15 protein-coding genes and 1 pseudogene are annotated in these 21,851 nt (G+C 74.6%); 4 read left to right on the top strand and 12 right to left on the bottom strand.

Translation table 11 applies throughout. From position 1 onward, the window contains the following. The first annotated feature begins 159 nt into the window (after positions 1-159). Both A6F73_RS19730 and A6F73_RS19725 read left to right on the top strand, forming a co-directional pair. Complete coding sequence (locus tag A6F73_RS19730; RefSeq protein WP_063349011.1) at positions 160-1,596, top strand: PspC domain-containing protein; 1,437 nt, start codon at positions 160-162, stop codon at positions 1,594-1,596. Beyond that, on the top strand, positions 1,593-1,802 hold the full coding sequence (locus A6F73_RS19725; RefSeq protein WP_063349010.1) for a hypothetical protein: 210 nt from the start codon (positions 1,593-1,595) through the stop codon (positions 1,800-1,802). Before A6F73_RS19730 ends, A6F73_RS19725 begins: the two co-directional genes overlap by 4 nt. A 16-nt stretch (positions 1,803-1,818) precedes the next feature. Here A6F73_RS19725 and A6F73_RS43220 read toward each other — a convergent pair whose 3' ends face one another. The 8 genes and pseudogenes from A6F73_RS43220 to A6F73_RS19690 form a co-directional block, all read right to left on the bottom strand. Further along, on the bottom strand, positions 1,819-2,103 hold the full coding sequence (locus A6F73_RS43220) for a Rieske (2Fe-2S) protein (protein ID WP_279634955.1): 285 nt from the start codon (positions 2,101-2,103) through the stop codon (positions 1,819-1,821). Between the two features lie 222 nt (positions 2,104-2,325). Continuing rightward, a pseudogene (locus tag A6F73_RS43215) lies at positions 2,326-2,871 on the bottom strand (DoxX family membrane protein); the annotation flags it as partial. A 190-nt stretch (positions 2,872-3,061) separates the two neighbouring features. Then, positions 3,062-4,657: a glutamine-hydrolyzing GMP synthase gene (gene guaA, locus A6F73_RS19715; RefSeq protein ID WP_063349008.1), complete on the bottom strand. Its 1,596-nt coding sequence runs from the start codon at positions 4,655-4,657 to the stop codon at positions 3,062-3,064. Between the two features lie 1,093 nt (positions 4,658-5,750). Then, positions 5,751-7,511 (bottom strand): hypothetical protein, encoded by a 1,761-nt coding sequence (locus A6F73_RS41545; protein WP_063349007.1) that lies wholly within the window; start codon positions 7,509-7,511, stop codon positions 5,751-5,753. A 263-nt stretch (positions 7,512-7,774) separates the two neighbouring features. Next, positions 7,775-9,580 carry a GMC family oxidoreductase gene (locus A6F73_RS19705; RefSeq protein WP_063349006.1) on the bottom strand — a complete coding sequence of 602 codons (1,806 nt, stop codon included), beginning with the start codon at positions 9,578-9,580 and terminating at the stop codon, positions 7,775-7,777. 168 nt (positions 9,581-9,748) lie between these two features. Further along, entirely contained in the window at positions 9,749-11,380 is a 1,632-nt protein-coding gene (locus A6F73_RS19700; RefSeq protein WP_063349005.1) for a succinic semialdehyde dehydrogenase, read from the bottom strand. An 87-nt stretch (positions 11,381-11,467) separates the two neighbouring features. Continuing rightward, a complete protein-coding gene (locus A6F73_RS40475; protein ID WP_063349004.1) occupies positions 11,468-13,219 on the bottom strand; it encodes a serine/threonine-protein kinase in 1,752 nt (583 codons plus the stop codon). A gap of 160 nt (positions 13,220-13,379) precedes the next feature. Next, positions 13,380-14,504 carry a protein kinase gene (locus tag A6F73_RS19690; RefSeq protein WP_063349003.1) on the bottom strand — a complete coding sequence of 375 codons (1,125 nt, stop codon included), beginning with the start codon at positions 14,502-14,504 and terminating at the stop codon, positions 13,380-13,382. A gap of 57 nt (positions 14,505-14,561) precedes the next feature. Between A6F73_RS19690 and A6F73_RS19685 the strand changes: the two genes are divergently transcribed. Continuing rightward, positions 14,562-15,104: an SHOCT domain-containing protein gene (locus A6F73_RS19685; RefSeq protein WP_063349002.1), complete on the top strand. Its 543-nt coding sequence runs from the start codon at positions 14,562-14,564 to the stop codon at positions 15,102-15,104. Between the two features lie 10 nt (positions 15,105-15,114). Here the strand turns inward: A6F73_RS19685 and A6F73_RS19680 are convergent, their stop codons facing one another. Continuing rightward, on the bottom strand, positions 15,115-17,115 hold the full coding sequence (locus A6F73_RS19680) for a serine/threonine-protein kinase (protein WP_063349001.1): 2,001 nt from the start codon (positions 17,113-17,115) through the stop codon (positions 15,115-15,117). Positions 17,116-17,369: 254 nt separating this feature from the next. Here A6F73_RS19680 and A6F73_RS19675 point away from each other — a divergent pair, with 254 nt between their 5' ends. Then, entirely contained in the window at positions 17,370-17,933 is a 564-nt protein-coding gene (locus A6F73_RS19675) for a hypothetical protein (protein ID WP_063349000.1), read from the top strand. A 65-nt stretch (positions 17,934-17,998) separates the two neighbouring features. On the opposite strand, the gene A6F73_RS19670 is transcribed toward A6F73_RS19675, so the two are convergent. The 3 genes from A6F73_RS19670 to shbA form a co-directional block, all read right to left on the bottom strand. Continuing rightward, the gene (locus tag A6F73_RS19670) at positions 17,999-19,126 is read right to left on the bottom strand and encodes a GuaB3 family IMP dehydrogenase-related protein (protein ID WP_063348999.1); all 1,128 of its coding nucleotides are present in this window, start codon (positions 19,124-19,126) and stop codon (positions 17,999-18,001) included. Between the two features lie 176 nt (positions 19,127-19,302). Further along, positions 19,303-20,805, bottom strand: a complete 1,503-nt coding sequence (gene guaB, locus A6F73_RS19665) for an IMP dehydrogenase (RefSeq protein WP_063348998.1) — start codon at positions 20,803-20,805, stop codon at positions 19,303-19,305. A 285-nt stretch (positions 20,806-21,090) separates the two neighbouring features. Further along, on the bottom strand, positions 21,091-21,807 hold the full coding sequence (gene shbA / locus A6F73_RS19660) for an RNA polymerase sigma factor ShbA (protein ID WP_079135824.1): 717 nt from the start codon (positions 21,805-21,807) through the stop codon (positions 21,091-21,093). Positions 21,808-21,851: the final 44 nt, after the last annotated feature.

The following is a 21,851-nucleotide window of genomic DNA, read 5'->3' as shown; positions in this document are numbered from 1 at the left end:
GGGGGTCGGAACCGGGTGCTGCCACGCCACCGATGGTTCCACGCCCGCGCACGCGGACGCATCAGGGTGTGTCCCTGACCCCTTCTCAGGGACAAGTCAGGGTCCGGGCAGGGCTCGCACCGGTTGGGCCGGGCCGGGGCAGCCGGGAGGATGGTGCCCATGACCGACGACCACCGCATCCAGGAGACCGGGCCCGCCGCCCCGCCGGAACCGGAACGCCCCCCGCTGACCAGGACCGAGCACCACCGCGTGGTGGCCGGCGTCTGCGGCGGCCTCGGGCGGCACCTGGACATCGACCCGGTGGTCTTCCGGGTGGTCACCGTGGTGCTCTGCCTCTCCGGCGGCCTCGGGCTGTTCCTGTACGGCCTGGCCTGGCTGATCGTCCCCACCGAGCCGGTGCCGGACGGCCGGGGCGGCACCCGGCACGGGCGCACCGAACTCCAGCGGGTGCTCACCGGCCGGGTGGACGGCCAGTCGGTCGGCGCGGTGCTGCTGGCCGTGATCGGTACCGGGGTGTTCTTCTCCTCGATGGGCCAGGACGACCAGTTGTTCCCGCTGCTGCTGCTCGCCGGACTGGTCTTCCTGGCGGTGCGCTACGACCCGGACCGCCGTCGCGGCCGGGCGCGCCGACGCCGCCCCGGCGGCCCGTACGACCGCCACTACCCCGACGGGGAGCAGTACGGCCCGTCCCCGTGGTCCGGGGCGGAGGACGACGAGGCCGCCCGCGCCCGGCACGCGGCCGAGCGCGCCGCCGGAACGGTGCCCGCCGACTCCCCGGCCCCCGGCCCGACCGGCTACCTGTGGGACCCGCGCCACCCCGAGCGCAACCCGTACGGCGCCGGCCCCACCCCGCCGTTCGGCACCCCGGTGCCGCCGGCGGGCGGCCCGACCCAGCCCTGGTGGCAGCGCGTCGACCTGCCCGCGGGCGACCCGCTGCGCAAGGACGGCCCGGCCTACCGGCCCCGGCCCGCCACCGCCCGGCACCCCCGGGAGCGGTCCGCGCTCGGCTTCTTCGGCCTGCTGCTGGCGATCGGCGCGGGTGCCGCGGTCTGGTCCGTCTCGGCCGGCCACACCAGCGTCACCGTGCTGAGTGCGACCGTGCTGGCCACCGCGCTGCTGGTGATCGGCCTGACGCTGCTGATCGGCTCGAAGTTCGGCCGGGCCCGCAAGCTCGCGGTGACGGGCCTGATGCTCACCCTGGCGCTGGTCTTCGTCGGACACTCCCCGGACTCCATGCGCAACGCCGTCGGCCAACGCGACTTCACCGTCGTCGCCTCGGCCGACCTCCAGCCCCGGTACTCCCTGGGGGCCGGCCAGCTCCGGCTGGACCTGAGCGGGCTCGACCCGGCCGGGACCACCCTCACCAGCAAGGTCGAACTCGGCGCCGGCGAGCTGACCGTCATCCTGCCGCCGGACGTGACGGTGAACCTGGTGGCCCGGGTGGGCCTCGGCGACGTCTCCGCCCCCGGTGACCGCAACGACGGCACCGGCCGCCACACCTACCTGCTGCCACCGGGCAGCGGCCATCCGTCCAAGGGCACATTCGATCTCGAACTCGCGGTCGGGATCGGCAACATCAAGGTGGTCCAGCAGTGAGGAAGCACCGGCTCGACCTGTTCTCGCTGATCGCGGGGGCGCTGTTCAGCACGATCGCGGTGGTCTACCTGGTCGCGGCGCTCAACGACCAGGCGGTGAACGGCCGGATCGTCATCCCGGTCACCTTCATCGTGCTCGGCCTCGGCGGCCTGGCCGGCGCGGTCGCGGCGGTCACCCGGCGCGGCCGCACCGACCGCCGGGACTGAACCCGCCCGATCAGGCTCAGCTCTGCAACGGCCCGAGGTTCAGCTTGTCGCCGGCCTGGGTGACGGTGTACTTCGGCAGCGGCTTGACCGCCGGCCCGTTGACCACCGCGCCGGTGGCGGCGTCGAACCGGGAGCCGTGGCAGGGGCAGTACAGCTGGCCGTTCTTCGGGGCGTCGACCGCGCAGCCGGAGTGGGTGCACACCGCGGACAGGCCGCAGTACTGGCCCGCCTTGGGCTGCACGATGTAGACGGCGTCCCCGGTGGCCGGGTCCTTGACCTGGGCCGAGCCGCCGACCGGCACGCTCGCGGCGGCCACCGAGGGGGCCGGTCCGGACGGCGCCGGGGTGGTGGCCGGGGCCGCGGACTGCTTGGGCGCGGAGTGCTTGGCCCGGCCGAAGGTCCGGGTGAGCGAGCCGGTGAGCAGCCCGGCGCCGCCGATCGCGACGGCGGCGATCCCGCCGTCCACCAGCGCCCGGCGCCTGACGCGGTCCTCGCCCAGCCCGCGCCCCCGGTCCCGGCCGGCCCGCCGGGCGAGGTAGCCGTCCACCGACAGGTCCGGGGTGCCGGCCAGCAGCAGCGGTGTCCAGGCCATCAGGTAGCCGAGGTCGTTGCCCAGGTAGTACGGCGAGACGCTCCAGCTGATGGACAGCCAGAGGCTGAGGTTGATCATCGCGCCGCCGAGCGCCGCGACCCGGCCCCAGAGGCCGAGCAGGGTGCCGAGGCCGACCGCCAGCTCGCCGAAGGCGACGGCGAGCGCGAACAGGGTGGGCGCGTCCAGGGCGGCGCCGAGCAGGAAGGAGATCGGGCTGCCGCCCTTGACCGCCTGGGCCTGCGAGACGAACGACGCCGGGTCGGCCGCCCCGGCCAGGTAGTGCGCGTCGGACAGTTTGTCGAGGGCGGCGTACACGAAGGTGACGCCGAGGAAGAGCCGCAGCGGCAGCAGCGCGTACCGGGACGCGGACGCCCGCCACTGCGCCGCCCGGTCGGCCAGACCGGCCGCTCCCCCGACACCCGCTCCCCCGACGCCCGCTTCCCCGTCACCCGCCACGGAGTTGCCAGCCTCCGACATCGCTCACACCTTCCCTCGCGGCCCGCCACTCCCTGACAGGTCCGGTCCGCATTCTGCCCGCTCCCGATCGCTTTCGGTGGGAGGTCCCCACCCGGGCGGCCGCCCCACCGCGAACGGCCGTGCCGCCGCTCCCTGGTACGGGAACGACGGCACGGCCGTTCAGCAGCGGCTCAGCGGCCGGCGGGAGTGCTCACTCCCACTCGATGGTGCCCGGCGGCTTGCTGGTGACGTCGACGACGACGCGGTTCACGTCGCGGACCTCGTTGGTGATCCGGGTGGAGATCTTGGCCAGCACGTCGTACGGCAGGCGCGACCAGTCGGCGGTCATGGCGTCCTCGGACGAGACCGGGCGCAGCACGATCGGGTGACCGTAGGTGCGGCCGTCGCCCTGCACGCCCACGCTGCGCACGTCGGCGAGCAGCACGACCGGGCACTGCCAGATCTCGCGGTCCAGGCCGGCCGCGGTCAGCTCCTCGCGGGCGATCGCGTCGGCGTCGCGGAGCAGGTCCAGCCGCTCCTGGGTGACCTCGCCGACGATCCGGATGCCCAGGCCCGGGCCCGGGAACGGCTGGCGCTGGACGATCTCCTCCGGCAGGCCCAGCTCCTGGCCGACCATCCGGACCTCGTCCTTGAACAGCTTGCGCAGCGGCTCGACCAGCTGGAACTGGAGGTCCTCGGGCAGGCCGCCGACGTTGTGGTGGGACTTGATGTTGGCGGTGCCGGTGCCGCCGCCGGACTCCACCACGTCCGGGTACAGGGTGCCCTGGACCAGGAAGTCGACCGACTCGCCGTGCTCGCCGGCCTCGGCGACGATCTCGGCCTGCGCCTGCTCGAAGACCCGGATGAACTCCCGGCCGATGATCTTGCGCTTCTCCTCGGGGTCGGTGACCCCCTTCAGCGCGTTCAGGAAGCGCTCCGCGGCGTCGACCACCTTCAGCTGCACGCCGGTGGCCGCCACGAAGTCCTTCTCGACCTGCTCGGTCTCGCCCTTGCGCATCAGGCCGTGGTCGACGTACACGCAGGTCAGCTTGGAGCCGATGGCCTTGTTGACCAGGGCCGCCGCGACCGCGGAGTCCACACCGCCGGAGAGGCCGCAGATCGCGCGCTTCTCGCCGACCTGGGCGCGGATCAGCGCGACCTGCTCCTCGACCACGCTGCCGGTGGTCCAGGTCGGGGCGAGGCCGGCGCCGCGGTAGAGGAAGTGCTCCAGGATCTGCTGGCCGTGGTCGGAGTGCAGCACCTCGGGGTGGTACTGGACGCCGTAGAGGCGGGCCTCGTCGTTCTCGAAGGCCGCGACCGGGACCACCGCGGTGGACGCGGTGACGGTGAAGCCCTCCGGGGCGGCGGAGCAGGCGTCGCCGTGCGACATCCACACCGAGTGCTCCGCCGGAACGCCCTCGAACAGGGTGGATCCGGTGCGGCTGACGGTCAGCGGGGTGCGGCCGTACTCGCGGGCGCCGGTGTTGTCGACCGTGCCGCCGAGGGTCTTGGCCATCAGCTGGAAGCCGTAGCACATGCCGAAGACCGGGACCCCGGCCTCGAAGATCGCGCGGTCGAGCTGCGGCGCGCCCTCTTCGTAGACCGACGACGGACCGCCGGAGAGGATGATCGCCTTCGGGTTCTTGGCGAGCATCTCGGCGACCGGCATGCTGCTCGGCACGATCTCGCTGTAGACCCGCGCCTCACGCACCCGACGGGCGATGAGCTGGGCGTACTGGGCGCCGAAGTCGACCACCAGGACGGTGTCGTTGTCCGGCGCGGACTGGACGGGAATTGCAGAGGACACAGACGGCCTTCCGGCAGCGGTACGAGAGGTGTCACACCGAACCGCTTCCCCGGCGGGGGCCGCGGCGGCGACGGGTGGGGGTGTCTGGACACCGATTCTACCGGGCTGTCCGGTTTCACTCGTCTGCCCGTCCAAACGACCGTGACCGGGCGGGGCCGCCTTTCGTTGCTTCAGACGACCGTACGACCGCGCCGCGCCCGCCAGACGCGCCGCCTTCGCCCCGGCCAGGGGCGCCGCCGTACGGACTTGCAGGACCACGCGTGGAGCTTCATCCCAGTCCACCGGCGCATGTGGCGCCGCCGCCCCGGCCCCGCCGGGAGTGCGGCGCCGTGGGACCGTGCGCGGGTGCCGCGGCCGGACAGCAGGGGACAGCGACCCCGGCCGCGACTGGACCGAGAGGTGGGACGGCCGGTCCCCGGGGACGCCCGGGCCGGTCGTCGCACCCCCGTCGCGAGCCGGGCACGCCCGGGCGCACACCCTTTCCCGTCCCGCGCCGCTACGCGCGTCCCCGTGCGCCGCAGCCACTCACGCCACTACGCACCGTGATCATCGACGCCTCGTGTCGACACCTGCCCACAACCGCCCGACGGGGCGGAACGAGGCCTGCACCCGCGCCCGGGCCACACCCGGGAGTCGGCACCCGCACCAAATGTGCCGGGTCGAACTGTGCTGAATCGGTTGCAGAGCAAGCCCTTCGTCCAGCACGATGCTGCGTGGAAGCGGTTCTCCCGGCGGCCGGCAGGCTCACCGTGGAGGCCCCGACCGATGCCGCCGCACTGGGCGGCAGCCCCGTACGCCACCTCACGCTCCGTGAGCGAAGGCCCGGCGCAGACCTGCGCGCCGACCCGCCGCACCGCGAGCGTGCGCGCCCCGCGCCACCGGCCACCCACGCCGGGCCGCGACGGCGCGACCCCGAAGCCGACCGACCCGACGGCGCCCCTCCCCCGGCGCCGTCACCCCCAGCACCGGCGCAGCCCTGACGCCGCGTGCTGAGCGACAAAGGGCCCCGTTCCCCCGCGGGGCCCTTTGCCCTGTCCGGGCCGCCCGGCTCAGGGCCGCTCCGCTCAGACCGCTCCGCCCACGGCTGCCCGGCTCAGGGCTGCTTGCGCCAGACGCTCGGATCGACCGGCTCCTCGGCCGACGCCCCGGGCGGCGGCACCAGCGGCGCGTCGTCCGAGCCGACCACGTCGCCCACCCCCGCCCCGGGGGCGTACGGCTGCAGCTCCGGCCCGGCCTCGTACGGCGCCCCCGGCGGCGGCACCGCGCCGTGCGGCACCGCACCGTACGGGGGCGCGCCGTACGGGGGCGCGCCGTACGGGGGCGCGCCGTACGGGGGCGCACCGTACGGGGGCGCGCCGTAGGCGTCCTCGCGGGCCACCGCGCCCCGGCCGCGGACGGCCGCCAGCAGCGGCGGCACCAGCAGCGCGCCGATCGCCGCCCAGACCAGGTTGGCCACCAGCACGCTGGCGAAGCCCAGGTTGATCGAGGTGTCCCGGGACACCTCCGTCTGGTTGGCGAAGGTGTCCCACCCCGCGACCGCCGAGGACGTCGAGGTCGTCATCAGCGCACCGCCCACCGCCATCAGCGCGGTGAGCGCCACGGCGTGGACGGCCGCCAGCCGGAACCGGTCGGCCGCGTCCAGCCGCCGCCGGTACGCCGACCAGCCGAGGACGCCCGCCGTGGCGAGGGCCAGCAGGCCGGTCCAGCGCCAGTCGGCGGTCTGGTCGTGCAGGTCGAAGAAGGAGATTTCCCCCCTGTCGGGGGTGTCCCGCCAGTCGCCGCCGATCGCGACCGCCGCGTCGCTCGCCCCGTTGAACGCCTGCAAGGTCGCCCCCGAGCCCAGGCCGAGCAGGCCCAGGCCGAGGTTGGGCAGGAAGGCCGCCGAGACCGGGGTCTGCCAGCCCTCGTCGCTGTTGACGGCGACCAGCACGAAGCCCGTCACCGAGGCCAGTCCCAGTGACAGTGCCAGCGCCCGGCCGGCCGTGAGCGCGGCGACCGCCCAGCCGCGCACCGCCCGGCTGCGCCAGGCGGCCCAGCGCAGCGCGTCGGTGCCGTGGACGGCGAAGGCCGTCAGCGCGGCGAGCAGGGCCGTCCAGCCGGTCGCCTCCAGCCAGCCGGAGTCCACGGTGTACGTCACCCCGAGGGCGCGGCCGACGAGGCCGGTGCGCTGCGGCTCCCAGGACGTCCCGCCGGCCAACCCGAGCAGCGCGGTCACCGCGGCCAGGACCACCGCGGTGCGCAGCGCCTCGCCCGCGGCCTGGGCCCGGGTGAGCTGGAGGCCGGCGGCCCGGCGGCGGCGTGCCGCGGTCCGCAGGCCGAGCCAGAGCGCCAGCGCCCACAGCACGGTGACCGTCAGCGGCACCGCCCGGAGCAGCGCGTCCATGCCCGCCGCGTCGCCGCGTCGCAGCGCGGTGGTGTACCCGAGCTTGAACGGCGCACCGAGCGCGCTCAGCGCCATCGACAGGGCGGCGCCGAAGCGCTCGCCGAACCCGGGCGCCCGGACCAGGTAGGCGTACTGGTAGTCGCTCGGGACCGCCACGATCAGCGCCGCCAGCAGCAGCACGGCGGTCGGGGCGATGGCGACCAGGAGCGCCGGGCGCCAGTCCGCGCCGAGCAGCCGGCTCAGCACGTTCGGCCGGCCGGCCCGCGGGTCATACGGCTGCCCGGCGCCCCAGCTGCCCAGCGTGGGCGGCCCGGCGGGCTGCGGGTGGCCCGGGCCGTACCCGGTCGGCGGGCCGTACCCGGGCGCGGGCGGCGGCCCGTAGCCGGGCGGCGAAGGCGGAAGCGGCGGCGGGTACCCGGGCGCGGCGGACGGCGGACCGTACGCCGGCGGGGGCGGAACGGCGGGCGGCACGACGGGAGGTACCGCGGGAGGTACCGCGGGAGGTACCGCGGGCATGGCGGCCGCCGGCGGGGGCGGCGTCAGCGGCCGCCCGCACGAGACGCACGCAGGCGCCCCTTCCACCGATGCCGCGCCGCACGATGCGCAGATGGCCATGGACCGGTTTCCCCCCGCTCGACGAGTTCCTGGTCCCCCAGAAAGCCCGTTTATCCCATCGGATCCGAACGAATGTCAACCGGGTACCGAGCCGGGCGGGTTGGCCCGTCGGGGCCTGCTCAGCCGCGCTTCTTCGGGACCTCCGGGACGGGCAGCAGCGGCAGTCGGAGCGCGCCGAACGCGTCCTCCGGGACGGCCGGCCGGGCCGGCGCCACCGGGGCGACCCGCCGGTAGGCCTCGCCCTGGGCCGGGCGGCGGTCCGCCTCGCCCTTGTTGGGCCACATCGACATGGCGCGCTCGGCCTGCGCGGTGATCGTCAGCGAGGGGTTCACCCCGAGGTTGGCGGAGACGGCCGCGCCGTCGACCACGCTGATCCCCGGGTGGCCGTACAGCCGGTGGTAGGGGTCGACCACGCCGGTCTCGGGGGCGTCGCCGATCGGGCAGCCGCCGAGGAAGTGGGCGGTCATCGGGATGTCGAAGATCTCGCCGGCGCTGCTGCCGGCGAAGCCGTTGATCTGCTCGGCCAGCGCCTGGGCGCCCTGTTCGGCGGCCGGGATCCAGGTCGGGTTGGGGGCGCCGTGGCCCTGGGCGGAGGTGAGCCGGCTCTTGCCGAGCAGGTCCTTCTTCAGCGAGACGGTGATCGAGTTGTCCAGCGACTGCATCACCAGGCCGATGATCGTCTTCTCGGACCAGCGGTGCTGGTTCATCGAGCGGGCGAAGGTCACCGGGTGGCGCACCGACCCACCCAGGTAGCGCAGCCAGCGCGGGGCCCGTCCGCCGCCCTTGACCTGGGCTATCGACAGCGCACCCATCGCGTTGGAGCCCTTGCCGTAGCGGACCGGCTCGATGTGGGTGCTGGCGTCCGGGTGGATCGAGGAGGTGATCGCCACGCCCTTGGTGAAGTCCACCCGGGTGCCGTAGCGCCGGTCGGTGGTCTGCGCGCCCACCAGCGCCTCGGAGTTGGTGCGGGTCAGCTCGCCGAGCCGGCCGGAGATCCGGGGCAGGTGCCCCCCGTCACGCATCCGGTGCAGCAGCGACTGGGTGCCGTACGTCCCGGCCGCGACCACCACCCGGGCGGCGGTGATGGTCCGCGCGCCCGCCTTCACCCGGTCGGTGCGGGAGCGGGAGTCGGTCCGGCGCACGTCCACCGCGTAGCCGCGGCTCCCGTCGGCGCCGGGGAGCTCCCGGATCCGGGCCACCGTGGTGAGCGGGTGGATCTCGGCGCCGCCCCGCTCGGCCAGGTGCAGGTAGTTCTCGGTGAGCATGTTCTTCGCCCCGTGCCGGCAGCCGGTCATGCACTCGCCGCACTCCACGCAGGCCTTGCGGGCCGGCCCGGCGCCGCCGAAGTACGGGTCGGCGACCTCGTCCCCGGGCGCCGCCTCGGCCCTGCCGCCGGCGTCCTGGCCGTCCCCGAAGAAGACCCCGACCGGCGCCATGTGGAAGGTGTCGCCCACCCCCATCTGCTCGGCGGCGGCCTTGAGGTGCACGTCGGAGGGGGTGACGGTCGGGTTGAGCCGGACCCCGAGCATCCGCTGCGCCTGGTCGTAGAACGGCGCCAACTCCTCCTGCCAGTCGGTGATGTGGCGCCACTGACGGTCCTCGAAGAAGGCCTTCGGCGGCACGTACAGGGTGTTGGCGTAGTTCAGCGAGCCGCCGCCGACCCCGGCGCCGGCCAGGATCAGCACGTTGGCCAGCAGGTGGATCCGCTGGATGCCGTAGAGGCCGAGCTTCGGCGCCCACAGGTAGTTCGGCAGGTCCCAGGAGTTCCTGGGCAGTTCGTCCCGCTCGAAGCGCCGGCCGGCCTCCAGGACGGCGACCCGGTAGCCCTTCTCGGTCAGCCGCAGCGCGGCGACCGAACCACCGAAGCCGGAGCCGACCACGACCACGTCGTAGTCGAACTCCGCCGCACCGCCGGACTCCACCATCTGCCACTGCTCCTTCGGGACGCGAACTGACTACGGGACGGGTGAACCTGACCACAGGACGGAACCCGACCACAGGACGAGCGGATCGGACCACCGGCCGGGCCGACTCCGGACACGGGGGCGAACCACCGGGCCGGGACGGCTACTTGGACCCCCGGTCCGGGACGGCTACTTGAACCGCAGCGCCTTCAGCACCCGCAGCCCGCCGGTCATCACCGCGGCGAACTGCCGGTCGTCCAGGCCGAACGAGGGCGCGATCGGCATCAGCCGCTGGGTCGCGACGGTCTGCGCCTCGGTGAAGCGCAGGATGCCCTCGGCACCGTGGCGGCGGCCGAGCCCGGAGTCGCCCATGCCGCCCATCGGCGAGCCGATCGAGCCGTACGCGGCCGCGTAGGCCTCGTTGACGTTGACCGTGCCGGTGCGCAGCCGGGCCCCGACCGCCCGGCCGCGCCGGGTGTCCCTGGTCCAGACGCTGGAGTTCAGGCCGTACGGCGTGGAGTTGGCGGCGGCCACCGCCTCGTCGTCGGTGTCGAAGCGGTAGACGGAGACGACCGGGCCGAAGGTCTCCTCGCCGCAGACCGCCATGTCCGGGGTCACCCCGTCGAGGATGGTCGGCTCGAAGAAGTACGGGCCGAGGTCGGGCCGGGCCCGGCCGCCGGCCAGCACGGTGGCGCCCGCCTTGACCGCCTCCTCCACGTGCCGGGTGGTGGCCTCCAGCTGGCGGACGGAGACCAGCGAGCCCATGTCGGCGCCGTAGGCGAGGCCGCCGCCGAGGCGCAGCGCCCGGGTGCGGGCGGCGAAGCGCTCCAGGAAGTCGTCGGCCACCGAGCGGTGCACCAGCAGCCGCTCGATCGAGATGCACAGCTGCCCGGCGGAGGAGAAGCAGGCCCGCACGGCGCCCGCGGCGGCCCGGTCGAGGTCGGCGTCGGCGAGGACCAGCATGGCGTTCTTGCCGCCGAGTTCGAGCGAGGCGCCGACCAGCCGGGCGGCGGCGCGCTGGGCGACCTCGCGGCCGGTGCGGGTGGAGCCGGTGAACGAGACGTAGTCGGCGTGCTCCACCACGGCGGGGCCGATCACCGGGCCGTCGCCGAGCACGACCTGCCACAGGTCGGCCGGCAGCCCGGCCTCGATCAGCAGCTCGCGGGCCCACAGCGCGGTCAGCGCGGTCTGCGTGTCCGGCTTGTTGACCACGGCGTTGCCGGCCGCGAAGGCGGGCAGGACGTCGCCGACGGACAGCTCCAGCGGGTAGTTCCAGGGCGAGATGTGGCCGATCACGCCCTTGGGCCGGCGGGCCTCGACCGCGTGGGTGAGCACCGGCAGCGCCCCGCCGCGCCGCTTGTCCCGGAGGTAGCCGTGCGCGGCCCGCCCGTAGTGCCGGGCGGCCATGGCGGTGGCCAGCACCTCCTCGAAGGCGTGCAGCCGGGCCTTGCCGGTCTCGGCCTGGACGAGGTCCAGCACCTCGTCCTGCCGCTTGAGCAGCAGGTCGTGGAAGCGCAGCAGGACGGCCGCGCGGCGGCGCACCGGCAGCGCGGCCCAGGCCGGCTGGGCGCGGCGGGCCAGTTCGAAGGCGACCTCGACGTCGGCCGGGGTGGACTGCGGCAGGCTCGCCAGCCGCTCGCCGGTCAGCGGGGCGACGGTCTCCACCAGGCTGGGCTCGCCGGTGGCGGTGACGCCGGCGGCCAACCGGGCGACCAGGGACGGCGGGACGGCCGCCGCGACGGTCCGGCCCCCGCCGGGGGCGGGCGGGTTCCCGGTCGCGGGGTGTTCGGTGGCCGCTGCGCCTGCTGTGAGGTCCGACATACGGCGCAGCCTAGGCGCTCGGCGGCCGGTCCGGTACCCGTCGGTAACAAGAATCTGCCGCGGCCGGGCGGAGCGGGCGCCCCCCGGTCAGCGGGTCGGCGTGAAGTAGTGCAGCACCGCGTTGAAGCGCTGCTCCGCCTCGTTCCACTCGTTGCCCCGGTCCGGGCTGGACGAGTAGATCGCGTAGCTGGTGCCGTCGTCGTCGATGAACTCGGCCTCGACCGCCCGGCGCCGGCCGCCCTCCTTGGCGAGGTAGCTGAACTCCCAGACGGCCGCCTCGTGGCCGTTCACCGCGACGCCGGTCATCTTGTGCTGCTTGTAGTCCTTCAGGTTCTTGGAGACGGTGGCCTCCATCTGCCGCAGGTGCTCCAGCGGCTTGACCGACTGGCCGACGGTGACCGCGAACTGCAGGTAGTGCACCTTGTTGTCGGGGCTGTAGTAGACCTGGTTGTCGGGCGTGGCACTGCGCTGCCAGGCCGGGCTGACCGAGGGCAGCGGGAAGCGGAAGCCGGCCGGGTCGTCGACCCAGTGGTAGCCGTTGGGCGCCGCCGGTCCCGGGCTGGCGTCGCTGGTCGGGTCCGGGCTGGTGGAGGCGGTCGGGACGGGATCGTCGGCCGTGGGGGCGGCGACGTGCCCGGTGGTGGTGTGCCGGGTGGCGAGGAAGGTCGCGCCGGCCGCCAGCAGGCCGACGGCCACCGCGATCACGACGATCTTCAGGGTGCTGCGGCGCTTGGCCGGCCCGCGCGCGGGCGTGACGGGGTGCGCCACCGGCGCGACCTCGGCAGTGGGCGCTGCCGCCTCGGCGGCCACGCCCCCGGTGGTGTCCGGAACGGCCCCCGAGCGCGCCCCGGTCGGTTCCTCGGCCTCCGCCGCCGTCGCCCCCGGCGCGTCCTCCTCCTCGGGATCCTCCTCCGCCGCCGGGCGCTCGCTGCGGTCCACCACCGGCACCGACTGGGTGGGCGCGCGCAGCGGCGCGACCGGCTTCAGGCCGATCGTGTGCCCGGCCTGCACCTCGGCCAGCATCCGGGCGGCCTCGTCCGCGTTCGGTCGCTCGGCCGGGTCCTTGGCCATCAGCGCGGCCAGCACCGGGCCCAGCGGCCCGGCCCGGACCGGCTCCGGCAGCGGCTCGCCCACCACGGCGGCCAGCGTGGTGATCGGCGAGGTCCGGCGGAACGGCGACTGGCCCTCCACCGCGGCGTACAGCGTCGCCCCGAGGCCCCACAGGTCGGAGGCCGGCCCGGGCCGCTCGCCCTGGGCGAGCTCCGGCGCCAGGTAGTCCGGCGAGCCGACCAGGTCACCCGGCCGGGTCAGTTCGGCCGAGCCCTCGTACGTCGCGATGCCGAAGTCCAGCAGCACCACCCGCCCGGTGCCGCGCTCCAGCAGCACGTTGGCCGGCTTCACGTCGCGGTGCAGGACGCCGAGTTGGTGGCCGCGGTGCAGTGCGGCGAGCACCTGGCTGCCGACCTCGGCGACGGCGCGCGGTTGCAGGGTGCCGTCCTGGCTGATCACGTCGGCCAGCGAGCGGCCGTCCACCAGCTCCATCACGATCCACGGCCGGCCGTCCTGCTCCAGCACGTCGTGCACCGTGATCACGCCGGGGTGCTTGATCCGGGCGGCCGCGCTGGCCTCCCGCTTCATCCGGGCGTGCAGGATCTGCAGCTCGTCCTCGGGCAGGTGGTTGACGGTCAGTTCCTTCACCGCGACCTCGCGGTTCAGCATCCGGTCCCAGGCCCGCCAGACGGTCCCCATCCCGCCGCGGCCGAGCCGGTCGCCCAGCTCGTACCGCCCGGCCAGCAGCCGCTCCGTCTCGGCCGTCTCCGGCCGGTCCTGCACGCCCATCGGCGACCACTCCCCCTCACATCCGTCTGCCGTCACAGCGACGGAGGGCCTGGTGCAGACCACTGTTCGAACAAATCCCACGCACACATTAGGCGCACCTTGCCAGCCCCGGTAATCACGCTCACCCGTCGGACCGACGGTCCGGGACACTCCGGGGCCGTCAGCCTGCGAACAGCACCACCGCGGCCACCCCGAGCACCAGCAGCAGGAACACGCCCCCCACCAGCAACGGGCCGAACAGCGCCGGAGGTATCCGCGGCGGCCGCACCTCGTCCGGCCGCCCGGCGCCCGCCCCGGCGTTCGCGCCGGCGTTCGCGCCCACGACGACCTCCGACCGCCCTCGTCCACCACCCCGCCCCCGCCGGCGCCGCACCAGCGGGGCCTCCGGTCTCAGCACCAGCGCCCGCGCCGCCCACTCCTCGTCGACCGGCTCCGGCGCGCCCGCGAGCAGCGCCGCCAGCTCCCGGCGGGCCTCCTCGGCGGTCGGCCGCAGCGAGGGGTCGGGCTGCAGCAGCCGCTCGACCAGCGGCGCCAGCGGCCCGCAGGCCGCCGCAGGCTCCCGCCGCCCGTCCCGGACCGCCGACACCAGCTCCGGCACGCCACCGTCCGGGAACGGCGAGCGGCCGGTGACCAGCCGCTGCACCAGCACCCCGAGCGCCCAGCAGTCGCCCGCCGGGCCGCCGTCCAGCGGCCAGCGCTCCGCCACCGGGCCGACCAGGGTGGCCCGCACCTCGTACCGGCGGCGCCCGCCCGGGCCGCCGAGGTCCTCGGCCAGCGCCTCCTGCGCCACCCCGGACAGCAGCCCGCCGAGCATCGCCGCGCCGTCCTCGCAGACCAGCACGGACTCGGCGGTCAGGTTCCCGTGGACGAGTCCGTCCTCGTGCAGCGCCCGCAGCGCGCCGGCCAGGTCCGCCGCCAGCTCGGCCGCCCGGTAGGGCGGCACCGGTCCGGCCGCCGCCAGGTCCGCCAGCGTCATGGCGCCCGACCGCTCCTCCACCGTCCACAGCAGTTCGCCCTCGACGAAGGCACCGAGCCCGCGCAGCAGCCGGGGGTGCCCGGTCGGCGCGGCCGAGCCGACCGCCGCCACCCGGCGGACCAGCCGGTCGGCGTGCGCGGGCACCTCGCCGTCCAGGTCCTGACCGGTGGTCAGCAGCGCCGGCAGCTCCAGGGCTCGCAGCAGCACGGACTCCCCGGTGCGGTCGTCCACCGCCAGGGCCCGCAGGAGTTCGGGACGGTCCGTCAGCCGGTACCGCCCCGCCAGCAACTGCTCCGGGCCGCCTCGCATGCCAGTTCCTCTCGCTCGCCGAGCAGCCTACTGAGCGGCTCCTTTACGCTCGGTCCCATGGACTGGACCGATCTGATCGACACCGCCTTCAAGGTGGCGGGAAACAACAGCCAAGCCAATCAGGCCGAGGCCGTGCGCACGGTGGAGGCGGTCGTCATCGACGGCGAGAATCCGGTCGCCTCGACGGCCGGGCGCCATCCCGACCACTTCCGCAAGGGCGTGCTCGTTCTCACCACCCACCGACTGCTCTTTCTCAAGGACGGTAAACCGCCGGTCCCGGTTCCGCTTACGGCGGTCACGGACGCGACCGTGGCCAGGACCAAGCTCAACGGCGACGTGCTCACGATCGTCGCACTGACCGGCTCGCACCGGTTCGAGGACGTGGCCAAGGCCGACGTCTTCGCCGAGCAGCTCCGGGAGGCCGCCCGGCTCGCCCGCAAGGCCGCGTCGGCCGCCGGGCCGGCGGCCGACACCGCCCCCGCCGAACTCGGCGCGGGCGACCAACTCCTCGGCCAGCTGGAGCGGTTGGCCGCCCTGCACGGCTCCGGCGCGCTCACCGACGAGGAGTTCACCCGGGCCAAGGCCCGCCTGATCGGCTAGGCCTAGCGCCCTACGGCGCGGGCTGGAAGGTGGCGAAGGCCGTGTCCCGGGCCTGGGAGTTGGCCGGGGCACCCCAGTCCGCGTCCGGGGTGATCCAGTAGATCGCGTAGCCGTACTTGGCCGGGTTCCCGGTGACGAAGCCCCGGTTGAGCGAGTGCGTGCGCGGCGTGCCGCTGATCCACTCCCAGTCGGCCGCGTTGCTCCACTGCCGGTAGTTGATCGCGGCCAGGTTGACCCGCTGGTAGTTGGTGACCTTCGAACGCAGGCCCGGCTCGGAGTCCTGCCAGTCGGCGACGGCGCTGGGGCCGGGGGTGGTGGTCCACTCGATGGTCAGGGTACTGCCGTTGCCCTTGAAGATCCGGCGGACGCCCTCCGAACCGGCCGGCTGGAGCCAGTCCGGCAGGACGACCGAGAAGCCGGTCGGGTCCTTGTACTCGTGGTAACCGGCCGGGACGGCGGCCCCCGGCGGGGTCGGGCTCTGCGCGGGGGTGGTGGCGGGCGCGCCGGCGGCCGGCGGGTTGGCCGCAGAGGGGCCGGGCGTGTCGGCCGGCTTGTCGGGGGCCGGTGTGTCGGTGGCCGGCTTGTCCGGGGCGGGCTTGTCCGGGGCGGGCTTGTCGGTGCCCGGCTCCGGCTCCGCCGCCGGAACGGAGGCGGCCGGGGTCCCGCTCGGCCCGGCCTCGGAGCTGGTCGAGACCGACGAGGTGGCGCCCGCGCCGTTCGCCGACGAGTCGTCCCCGTTGCCGACGGCCTGGAGCACCGCGACCACCCCGGCGATCAGCAGCAGGACCAGCACCACGGTGACGACGGCCAGCCGCCGCCGTCCGTTGCGCGGGTCGGCGCCGGCCGCCTGCGTGGCGCCCAGGGTCCACTCGCTGGTCACCGGCCGGATCGGCTCGGCCGCCGGAGCCGAACCCGACGCCGCGAGCGAACCCGAAGCCGAGCCCGACGCCACGTCCGAGGACGGCGAGGCAGGCTCGGGCGCCGGCTCCACGACGGGCTCCGCCACGGCGGCGGGCTCCTCGTCCTTGGCCCGGCTGCCCACCCGGACCGTCCCCAGCAGCCCCCCGATGGACCGCTTGCGGCCCTCCTCGGCCTCGGCCGGGGCCTCCTCGGGCTCCGCGGCGGCGGCCGGACTCTCGACCGGCAGCGCGTGCACGGTGGTCGACTCGGCCTTCGAGGTGGCCTCCGCGACGACCCGCTTCAGCATCGACCGGGTCTGCGAGGCGTCCAGCCGCTCGGCCGGGTCCTTGGCGAGCAGCCCCTCGATCACCGGCTGCAGCGCCCCGGCGTTCACCGGGGCGGTCAGCTCCTCGGTCATCACCGCGGTCAGGGTGGCCAGCGCCGAGCCCCGGTCGTACGGCGGCCGGCCCTCGACCATCGCGTACAGCGTGCCGCCCAGCGACCACAGGTCGGCCGGCGGCCCGGGCTTCTGCCCGCGGGCCCGCTCCGGAGATATGTACGAGGGGGCGCCGACCAGCATGCCGGTGGAGGTGACCGAGGCGTCGCCCTCCACGCTGGCGATGCCGAAGTCGGTGAGCACGACCCGGCCGTCGTCGCCGATCAGCACGTTGGACGGCTTGACGTCCCGGTGCAGGATGCCCAGCGCGTGCGCGGCGCTCAGCACGCCGAGCACGTCGAGCGCGATCTCGGCGGCCCGGGCGGGGGCCAGCGGCCCGTCCTCCCGGATGACGTCGGCCAGCGAGCGGGACTCGACCAGCTCCATGACGATCCACGGCCGGTCGTCCTCGTCGACCACGTCGAAGACGGTGACCGCCGAGTTGTGCCGGATCCGCGCGGTGGCCTTGGCCTCGCGCAGCGTCCGGACAATCAGCCGGTGCTTCTCCTCCTCCTCGACGCTGGCGTTCATCCGCAGTTCCTTGACCGCGACGGTCCGCCCCAGCATCTCGTCCTCGGCGCGCCAGACGGTGCCCATGCCGCCGCGCCCGAGCACGCCGTTCAGCCGGTAGCGGCCGGCCAGGAGGCGGCCGGTGGAACCCTGCGCCTGGGTCATTCGGAACGTTCCCCCATGTGCTGCTGGCGGTCGTGGTGACGGCGTGTCGGCCCGGCCTCAGGCCCGAACGCCCAAGTCTCCATCATCCCCTGTCCCCGGGGGCCGGGACCACCCGACCCCCGCACCCGATCCGGGGCATACCGGATCGGGCTCGGCGCTCCGTGCCCGATCTGTGATCGAAAACTCGCCAAGATCTGGCCGGGGCGCTGCTACCGTTCGGCAGCTCATCGTCTTTCCGGGGGGATCCGACGCCCATGACCGCACCCGCACCGGGCGCTGACGGCCAGTCGGGCCGGCCGCGCACCGCCCAGCACTACTCGGTCACACCCACCCTGGATTCCCCCGAGGGCTACGTCGCGCCCGGTATGCCCGGTGTCCCGGTGGCCGGATACGTCCCCACCGTCCGCTCCCACCGGACGGGCCCGCGCCGCCGCACCGCCCTGGCGGTCGCCCTCGCCGTCCTCGCCATGCTGCTCGGCGGCCTGGCCTACGGCTGCGCGCCGGCCCGGGCCGCGGACAGCCTCGGCTGGCTGGCCATCGCCCTCGCCGCCCTGGTCGCCTTACCGCTCGGCCGGCTCGGCGGCCGCAGCCGGGTGCTGCCGCTGCTCGGCGCGCTGCTCGCGGCCTGCGCGCTGCTGCTCGGCCAGCTGACCGGCCAGCTCCGCCGGGTGCACGCGGCCGGCCCCGGCCCGCGCGGCCTGCCGCACGACGCCCTGGCGCACTGGCGCGCCGAGCTGCGCGCACTCGACCTCGCCTTCTACGGCATCGCCCTGGTCGGCGGCTTCCTCCTCACCCGCCGCACCGCCAACCGCGGCTGACGCCGGTCCGGACAGCCCGAGGCCCCCGCCGGCGAAACCGACGGGGGCCTTCACCACGACGCGTCTCAGCGGTGGTTGAGCGCCGGGTTGACGGTCACCTCGACCCGCTGGAACTCCTTGAGCTCGGTGTAGCCGGTGGTGGCCATCGCGCGGCGCAGCGCGCCGAACAGGTTCATGGTGCCGTCGGGGGTGTGCGAGGGACCGGTCAGGATCTCCTCGGTGGTGCCGACCGTGCCGAGGTCCACCCGCTTGCCGCGCGGCAGCTCCTCGTGGACGGCCTCCATGCCCCAGTGGAAGCCCTTGCCGGGCGCGTCGGTGGCGCGGGCCAGCGCGGCACCGATCATCACCGCGTCGGCGCCGCAGGCGACGGCCTTCGGGATGTCGCCGCTGTAGCCGACGCCGCCGTCCGCGATCACGTGCACGTAGCGGCCGCCGGACTCGTCCATGTAGTCCCGGCGGGCGGCGGCCACGTCGGCGACGGCGGTGGCCATCGGCACCTGGATGCCGAGGACGCCCCGGGTGGTGTGGGCGGCGCCGCCGCCGAAGCCGACCAGCACGCCGGCCGCGCCGGTGCGCATCAGGTGCAGGGCCGCGGTGTACGTGGCGCAGCCGCCGACGATCACCGGGACGTCCAGCTCGTAGATGAACTGCTTGAGGTTGAGCGGCTCCGCGCCGCTGGACACGTGCTCGGCCGAGACGGTGGTGCCGCGGATGACGAAGACGTCGACGCCGGCGTCCACGACGGCCTTGGAGAACTCGGCGGTGCGCTGCGGCGAGAGCGCGGCGGCGGTGACCACACCGGAGTCGCGGACCTCCTGGATCCGCTGCTTGATCAGCTCGGCGCGGATCGGCGCGGCGTAGATCTCCTGGAGGCGGCGGGTCGCGGCGGCCTCGTCGGTGATCGTGGCGATCTCGTCGAGCAGCGGCTGCGGGTCCTCGTAGCGGGTCCAGAGGCCTTCGAGGTTCAGCACGCCGAGGCCGCCGAGGCGGCCGATGGCGATGGCCTGCTGCGGCGAGACCACGCTGTCCATCGGGGCGGCCAGGAACGGCAGCTCGAAGCGGTAGGCGTCGATCTGCCAGGCGATCGAGACCTCCTTCGGGTCCCGGGTACGGCGGCTGGGGACGACGGCGATGTCGTCGAAGGAGTACGCCCGTCGGCCGCGCTTGCCTCGCCCGATCTCGATCTCAGTCACTTCGAGCCCTTCTGGTTTGTTGCTCATGCCCGCCGGGTCACCCCGGCCGCCCCCAGTATCCCGCACCCCGGTTGCCTCGCGCGCTCGCCTCCGGGGCGCGGGGCCCGCCCCCGCCCCCGGGCGCGCCGAAGGGCCCGGCGCCGCGGTGCGGCGACGGGCCCTTGGGAAGCGCGGACTCAGCGGTTGGAGTAGTTCGGCGCCTCGACGGTCATCTGGATGTCGTGCGGGTGGCTCTCCTTGAGGCCCGCCGAGGTGATCCGGACGAAGCGGCCCTTGCTCTCCATCTCGGCGATGGTGGCGGCGCCGACGTAGCCCATGGTCTGGCGCAGGCCGCCGACCAGCTGGTGCAGCACGGCCGACAGCGGGCCGCGGTAGGGCACCTGGCCCTCGATGCCCTCGGGGACGAGCTTGTCGTCCGAGGCCACCTCGGCCTGGAAGTAGCGGTCCTTGGAGTACGAGCGGCCCTGGCCGCGGGACTGCATCGCGCCCAGCGAGCCCATGCCGCGGTAGGACTTGAACTGCTTGCCGTTGATGAACATCAGCTCACCCGGGGACTCCTCGCAGCCGGCCAGCAGCGAGCCCAGCATCACGGTGTCGGCGCCGGCGGCCAGCGCCTTGCCGATGTCGCCGGAGTACTGCAGGCCGCCGTCGCCGATGACCGGCACGCCGGCCGCCTGGCAGGCCACCGCGGCCTCGTAGATGGCGGTGATCTGCGGGACGCCGATGCCGGCGACCACGCGGGTGGTGCAGATGGAGCCGGGGCCGACGCCGACCTTGACGCCGTCCACGCCGGCGTCGATCAGCGCCTGGGCGCCGTCACGGGTGGCCACGTTGCCGCCGACCACGTCGATCCCGACGGCCGACTTGATCTTCCCGATCCAGGCCAGCGCGTTGTGGCTGTGGCCGTGCGAGGTGTCCACGACCAGGAAGTCCGCACCGGCCTCGACCAGGGCCTGGGCCCGGTCGAACGCCTCGGCGCTGGCACCGACGGCGGCACCGACCAGCAGACGACCCTCGGCGTCCTTGGCGGCGTTCGGGTACTGCTCGGCCTTGACGAAGTCCTTGACGGTGATCAGGCCCTTGATCCGGCCCTCGTCGTCGACCAGCGGCAGCTTCTCGATCTTGTGGCGGCGCAGCAGCGCCATCGCGTCCACCCCGGAGATGCCGACCTTGCCGGTGATCAGCGGCATCGGGGTCATGATCTCGCGGACCTGGCGGCTGCGGTCCGACTCGAAGGCCATGTCACGGTTGGTGACGATGCCGAGCAGCTTGCCGGCCTCGTCCGCGATCGGCACGCCGGAGATGCGGAACTTGGCGCACAGCGCGTCGGCCTCGGCCAGCGTGGTGTTCGGGCCGACCGTGATCGGGTCGGTGACCATGCCGGACTCGGAGCGCTTCACCAGGTCGACCTGGTTGGCCTGGTCCTCGACCGACAGGTTGCGGTGCAGCACGCCGACGCCGCCCTGGCGGGCCATCGAGATCGCCATCCGCGCCTCGGTGACCTTGTCCATCGCGGCGGAGAGCAGCGGGATGTTGACGCGCACGTTCCGGGAGACCCGCGAGGAGGTGTCGACCTGGTTCGGCAGCACCGCGGAAGCCCCGGGCAGCAGCAGGACGTCATCGAACGTGAGCCCGAGCATGGCGAACTTCTCGGGTACGCCTGCGGCGTTGTAAGACATTTGGGGGGTACCTTCCGTGGCCGGCCTATTCCGCTCACGCCCTGAGGGTGGGGCGCGTTCATCGCTCACTCGCAGCAGACCGCCGAAGCCGGGTGGTTTTGGAGGAACCTCCAGGGGAACCCCGCGCGCACCCGCGAAACTTTGGCAACCCGCCCAGGCGCCGATACCCCATGGTACTGGCACGGCGAATGTGTCCTCGTGTGCCCTTGACAACACCGGCCCCCCGTGGCTCATTCCGGCCGGTCAGGACTTAGGTCCTGACCGGCGGATCTTGCCGGACAGGACCTAGGAGGACTCCTCCGCGAGCGCCCGCAGCCGGCTGAGCGCCCGGTGCTGCGCCACCCGGACGGCGCCCGGGGACATCCCCAGCACCTCGCCGGTCTCCTCCGCCGAGAGCCCGGCGGCCACCCGCAGCAGCACCAGTTCGCGCTGACGGGCCGGCAGGTTGGAGAGCAGTTCCTTGGCCCAGGCCGCGTCGCTGCTCAGCAGCGCCTGCTCCTCCGGGCCGAGCGCCTCGTCCGGCACCTCCGGCAGGTCGTCCTGCGGGACGACCGTCGAGCCGGGCCCGCGCATCGCGGCCCGCTGCAGATCGGCGATCTTGTGCGCGGCGATGCCGTAGACGAAGGCCTCGAACGGCCGCCCCTGGTCCTTGTACCGGGGCAGCGCGCACAGCACCGCGACGCAGACCTCCTGCGCGACGTCGTCCACGTGGTGCCGGGCGCCGCCGGGCAGCCGCACGAGCCGGCCGCGGCAGTAGCGCAGCGCCAGCGGATGGACGTAGGCGAGCAGGGCGTCGATGGCCGGGCCCTCACCGCGGACGGCGGCCGCGACGAGCTCGCCCACCAGCGGGGAGCCGCCCGCGCCGAGCACCGGCGGTCGACCGGGGCCGGGCACCGCGCCGGGGCCGCCGGGGTCGGCGTACGACGGATCGCCACCCGGGCCGGAGGGCTCGGCCTCCACCGGGTCCGCCTGGCCGGCCGCACCGGCGACGTCGTCACGCATCGGTCCATGGTGCCTGGTCGCGCGGGAAAACGCGGCACCGCGTC

This window comes from Streptomyces sp. MJM8645, from assembly GCF_001625365.1.
GTDB lineage: Bacteria > Actinomycetota > Actinomycetes > Streptomycetales > Streptomycetaceae > Kitasatospora.
This window is presented reverse-complemented; position numbering and strand designations above follow the sequence as displayed.

What these genes read in the sequence shown, in the direction of transcription:
- A6F73_RS19730 (WP_063349011.1), top strand. Translation starts at nt 160, where the DNA reads ATGACCGACGACCACCGCATCCAGGAGACCGGGCCCGCCGCCCCGCCG.
- A6F73_RS19705 (WP_063349006.1), bottom strand. Translation starts at nt 9,580, where the DNA reads ATGGTGGAGTCCGGCGGTGCGGCGGAGTTCGACTACGACGTGGTCGTG.
- A6F73_RS19700 (WP_063349005.1), bottom strand. Translation starts at nt 11,380, where the DNA reads ATGTCGGACCTCACAGCAGGCGCAGCGGCCACCGAACACCCCGCGACC.
- A6F73_RS40475 (WP_063349004.1), bottom strand. Translation starts at nt 13,219, where the DNA reads ATGGGCGTGCAGGACCGGCCGGAGACGGCCGAGACGGAGCGGCTGCTG.
- A6F73_RS19690 (WP_063349003.1), bottom strand. Translation starts at nt 14,504, where the DNA reads ATGCGAGGCGGCCCGGAGCAGTTGCTGGCGGGGCGGTACCGGCTGACG.
- A6F73_RS19685 (WP_063349002.1), top strand. Translation starts at nt 14,562, where the DNA reads ATGGACTGGACCGATCTGATCGACACCGCCTTCAAGGTGGCGGGAAAC.
- A6F73_RS19680 (WP_063349001.1), bottom strand. Translation starts at nt 17,115, where the DNA reads ATGACCCAGGCGCAGGGTTCCACCGGCCGCCTCCTGGCCGGCCGCTAC.
- A6F73_RS19675 (WP_063349000.1), top strand. Translation starts at nt 17,370, where the DNA reads ATGACCGCACCCGCACCGGGCGCTGACGGCCAGTCGGGCCGGCCGCGC.
- guaB (WP_063348998.1), bottom strand. Translation starts at nt 20,805, where the DNA reads ATGTCTTACAACGCCGCAGGCGTACCCGAGAAGTTCGCCATGCTCGGG.
- shbA (WP_079135824.1), bottom strand. Translation starts at nt 21,807, where the DNA reads ATGCGTGACGACGTCGCCGGTGCGGCCGGCCAGGCGGACCCGGTGGAG.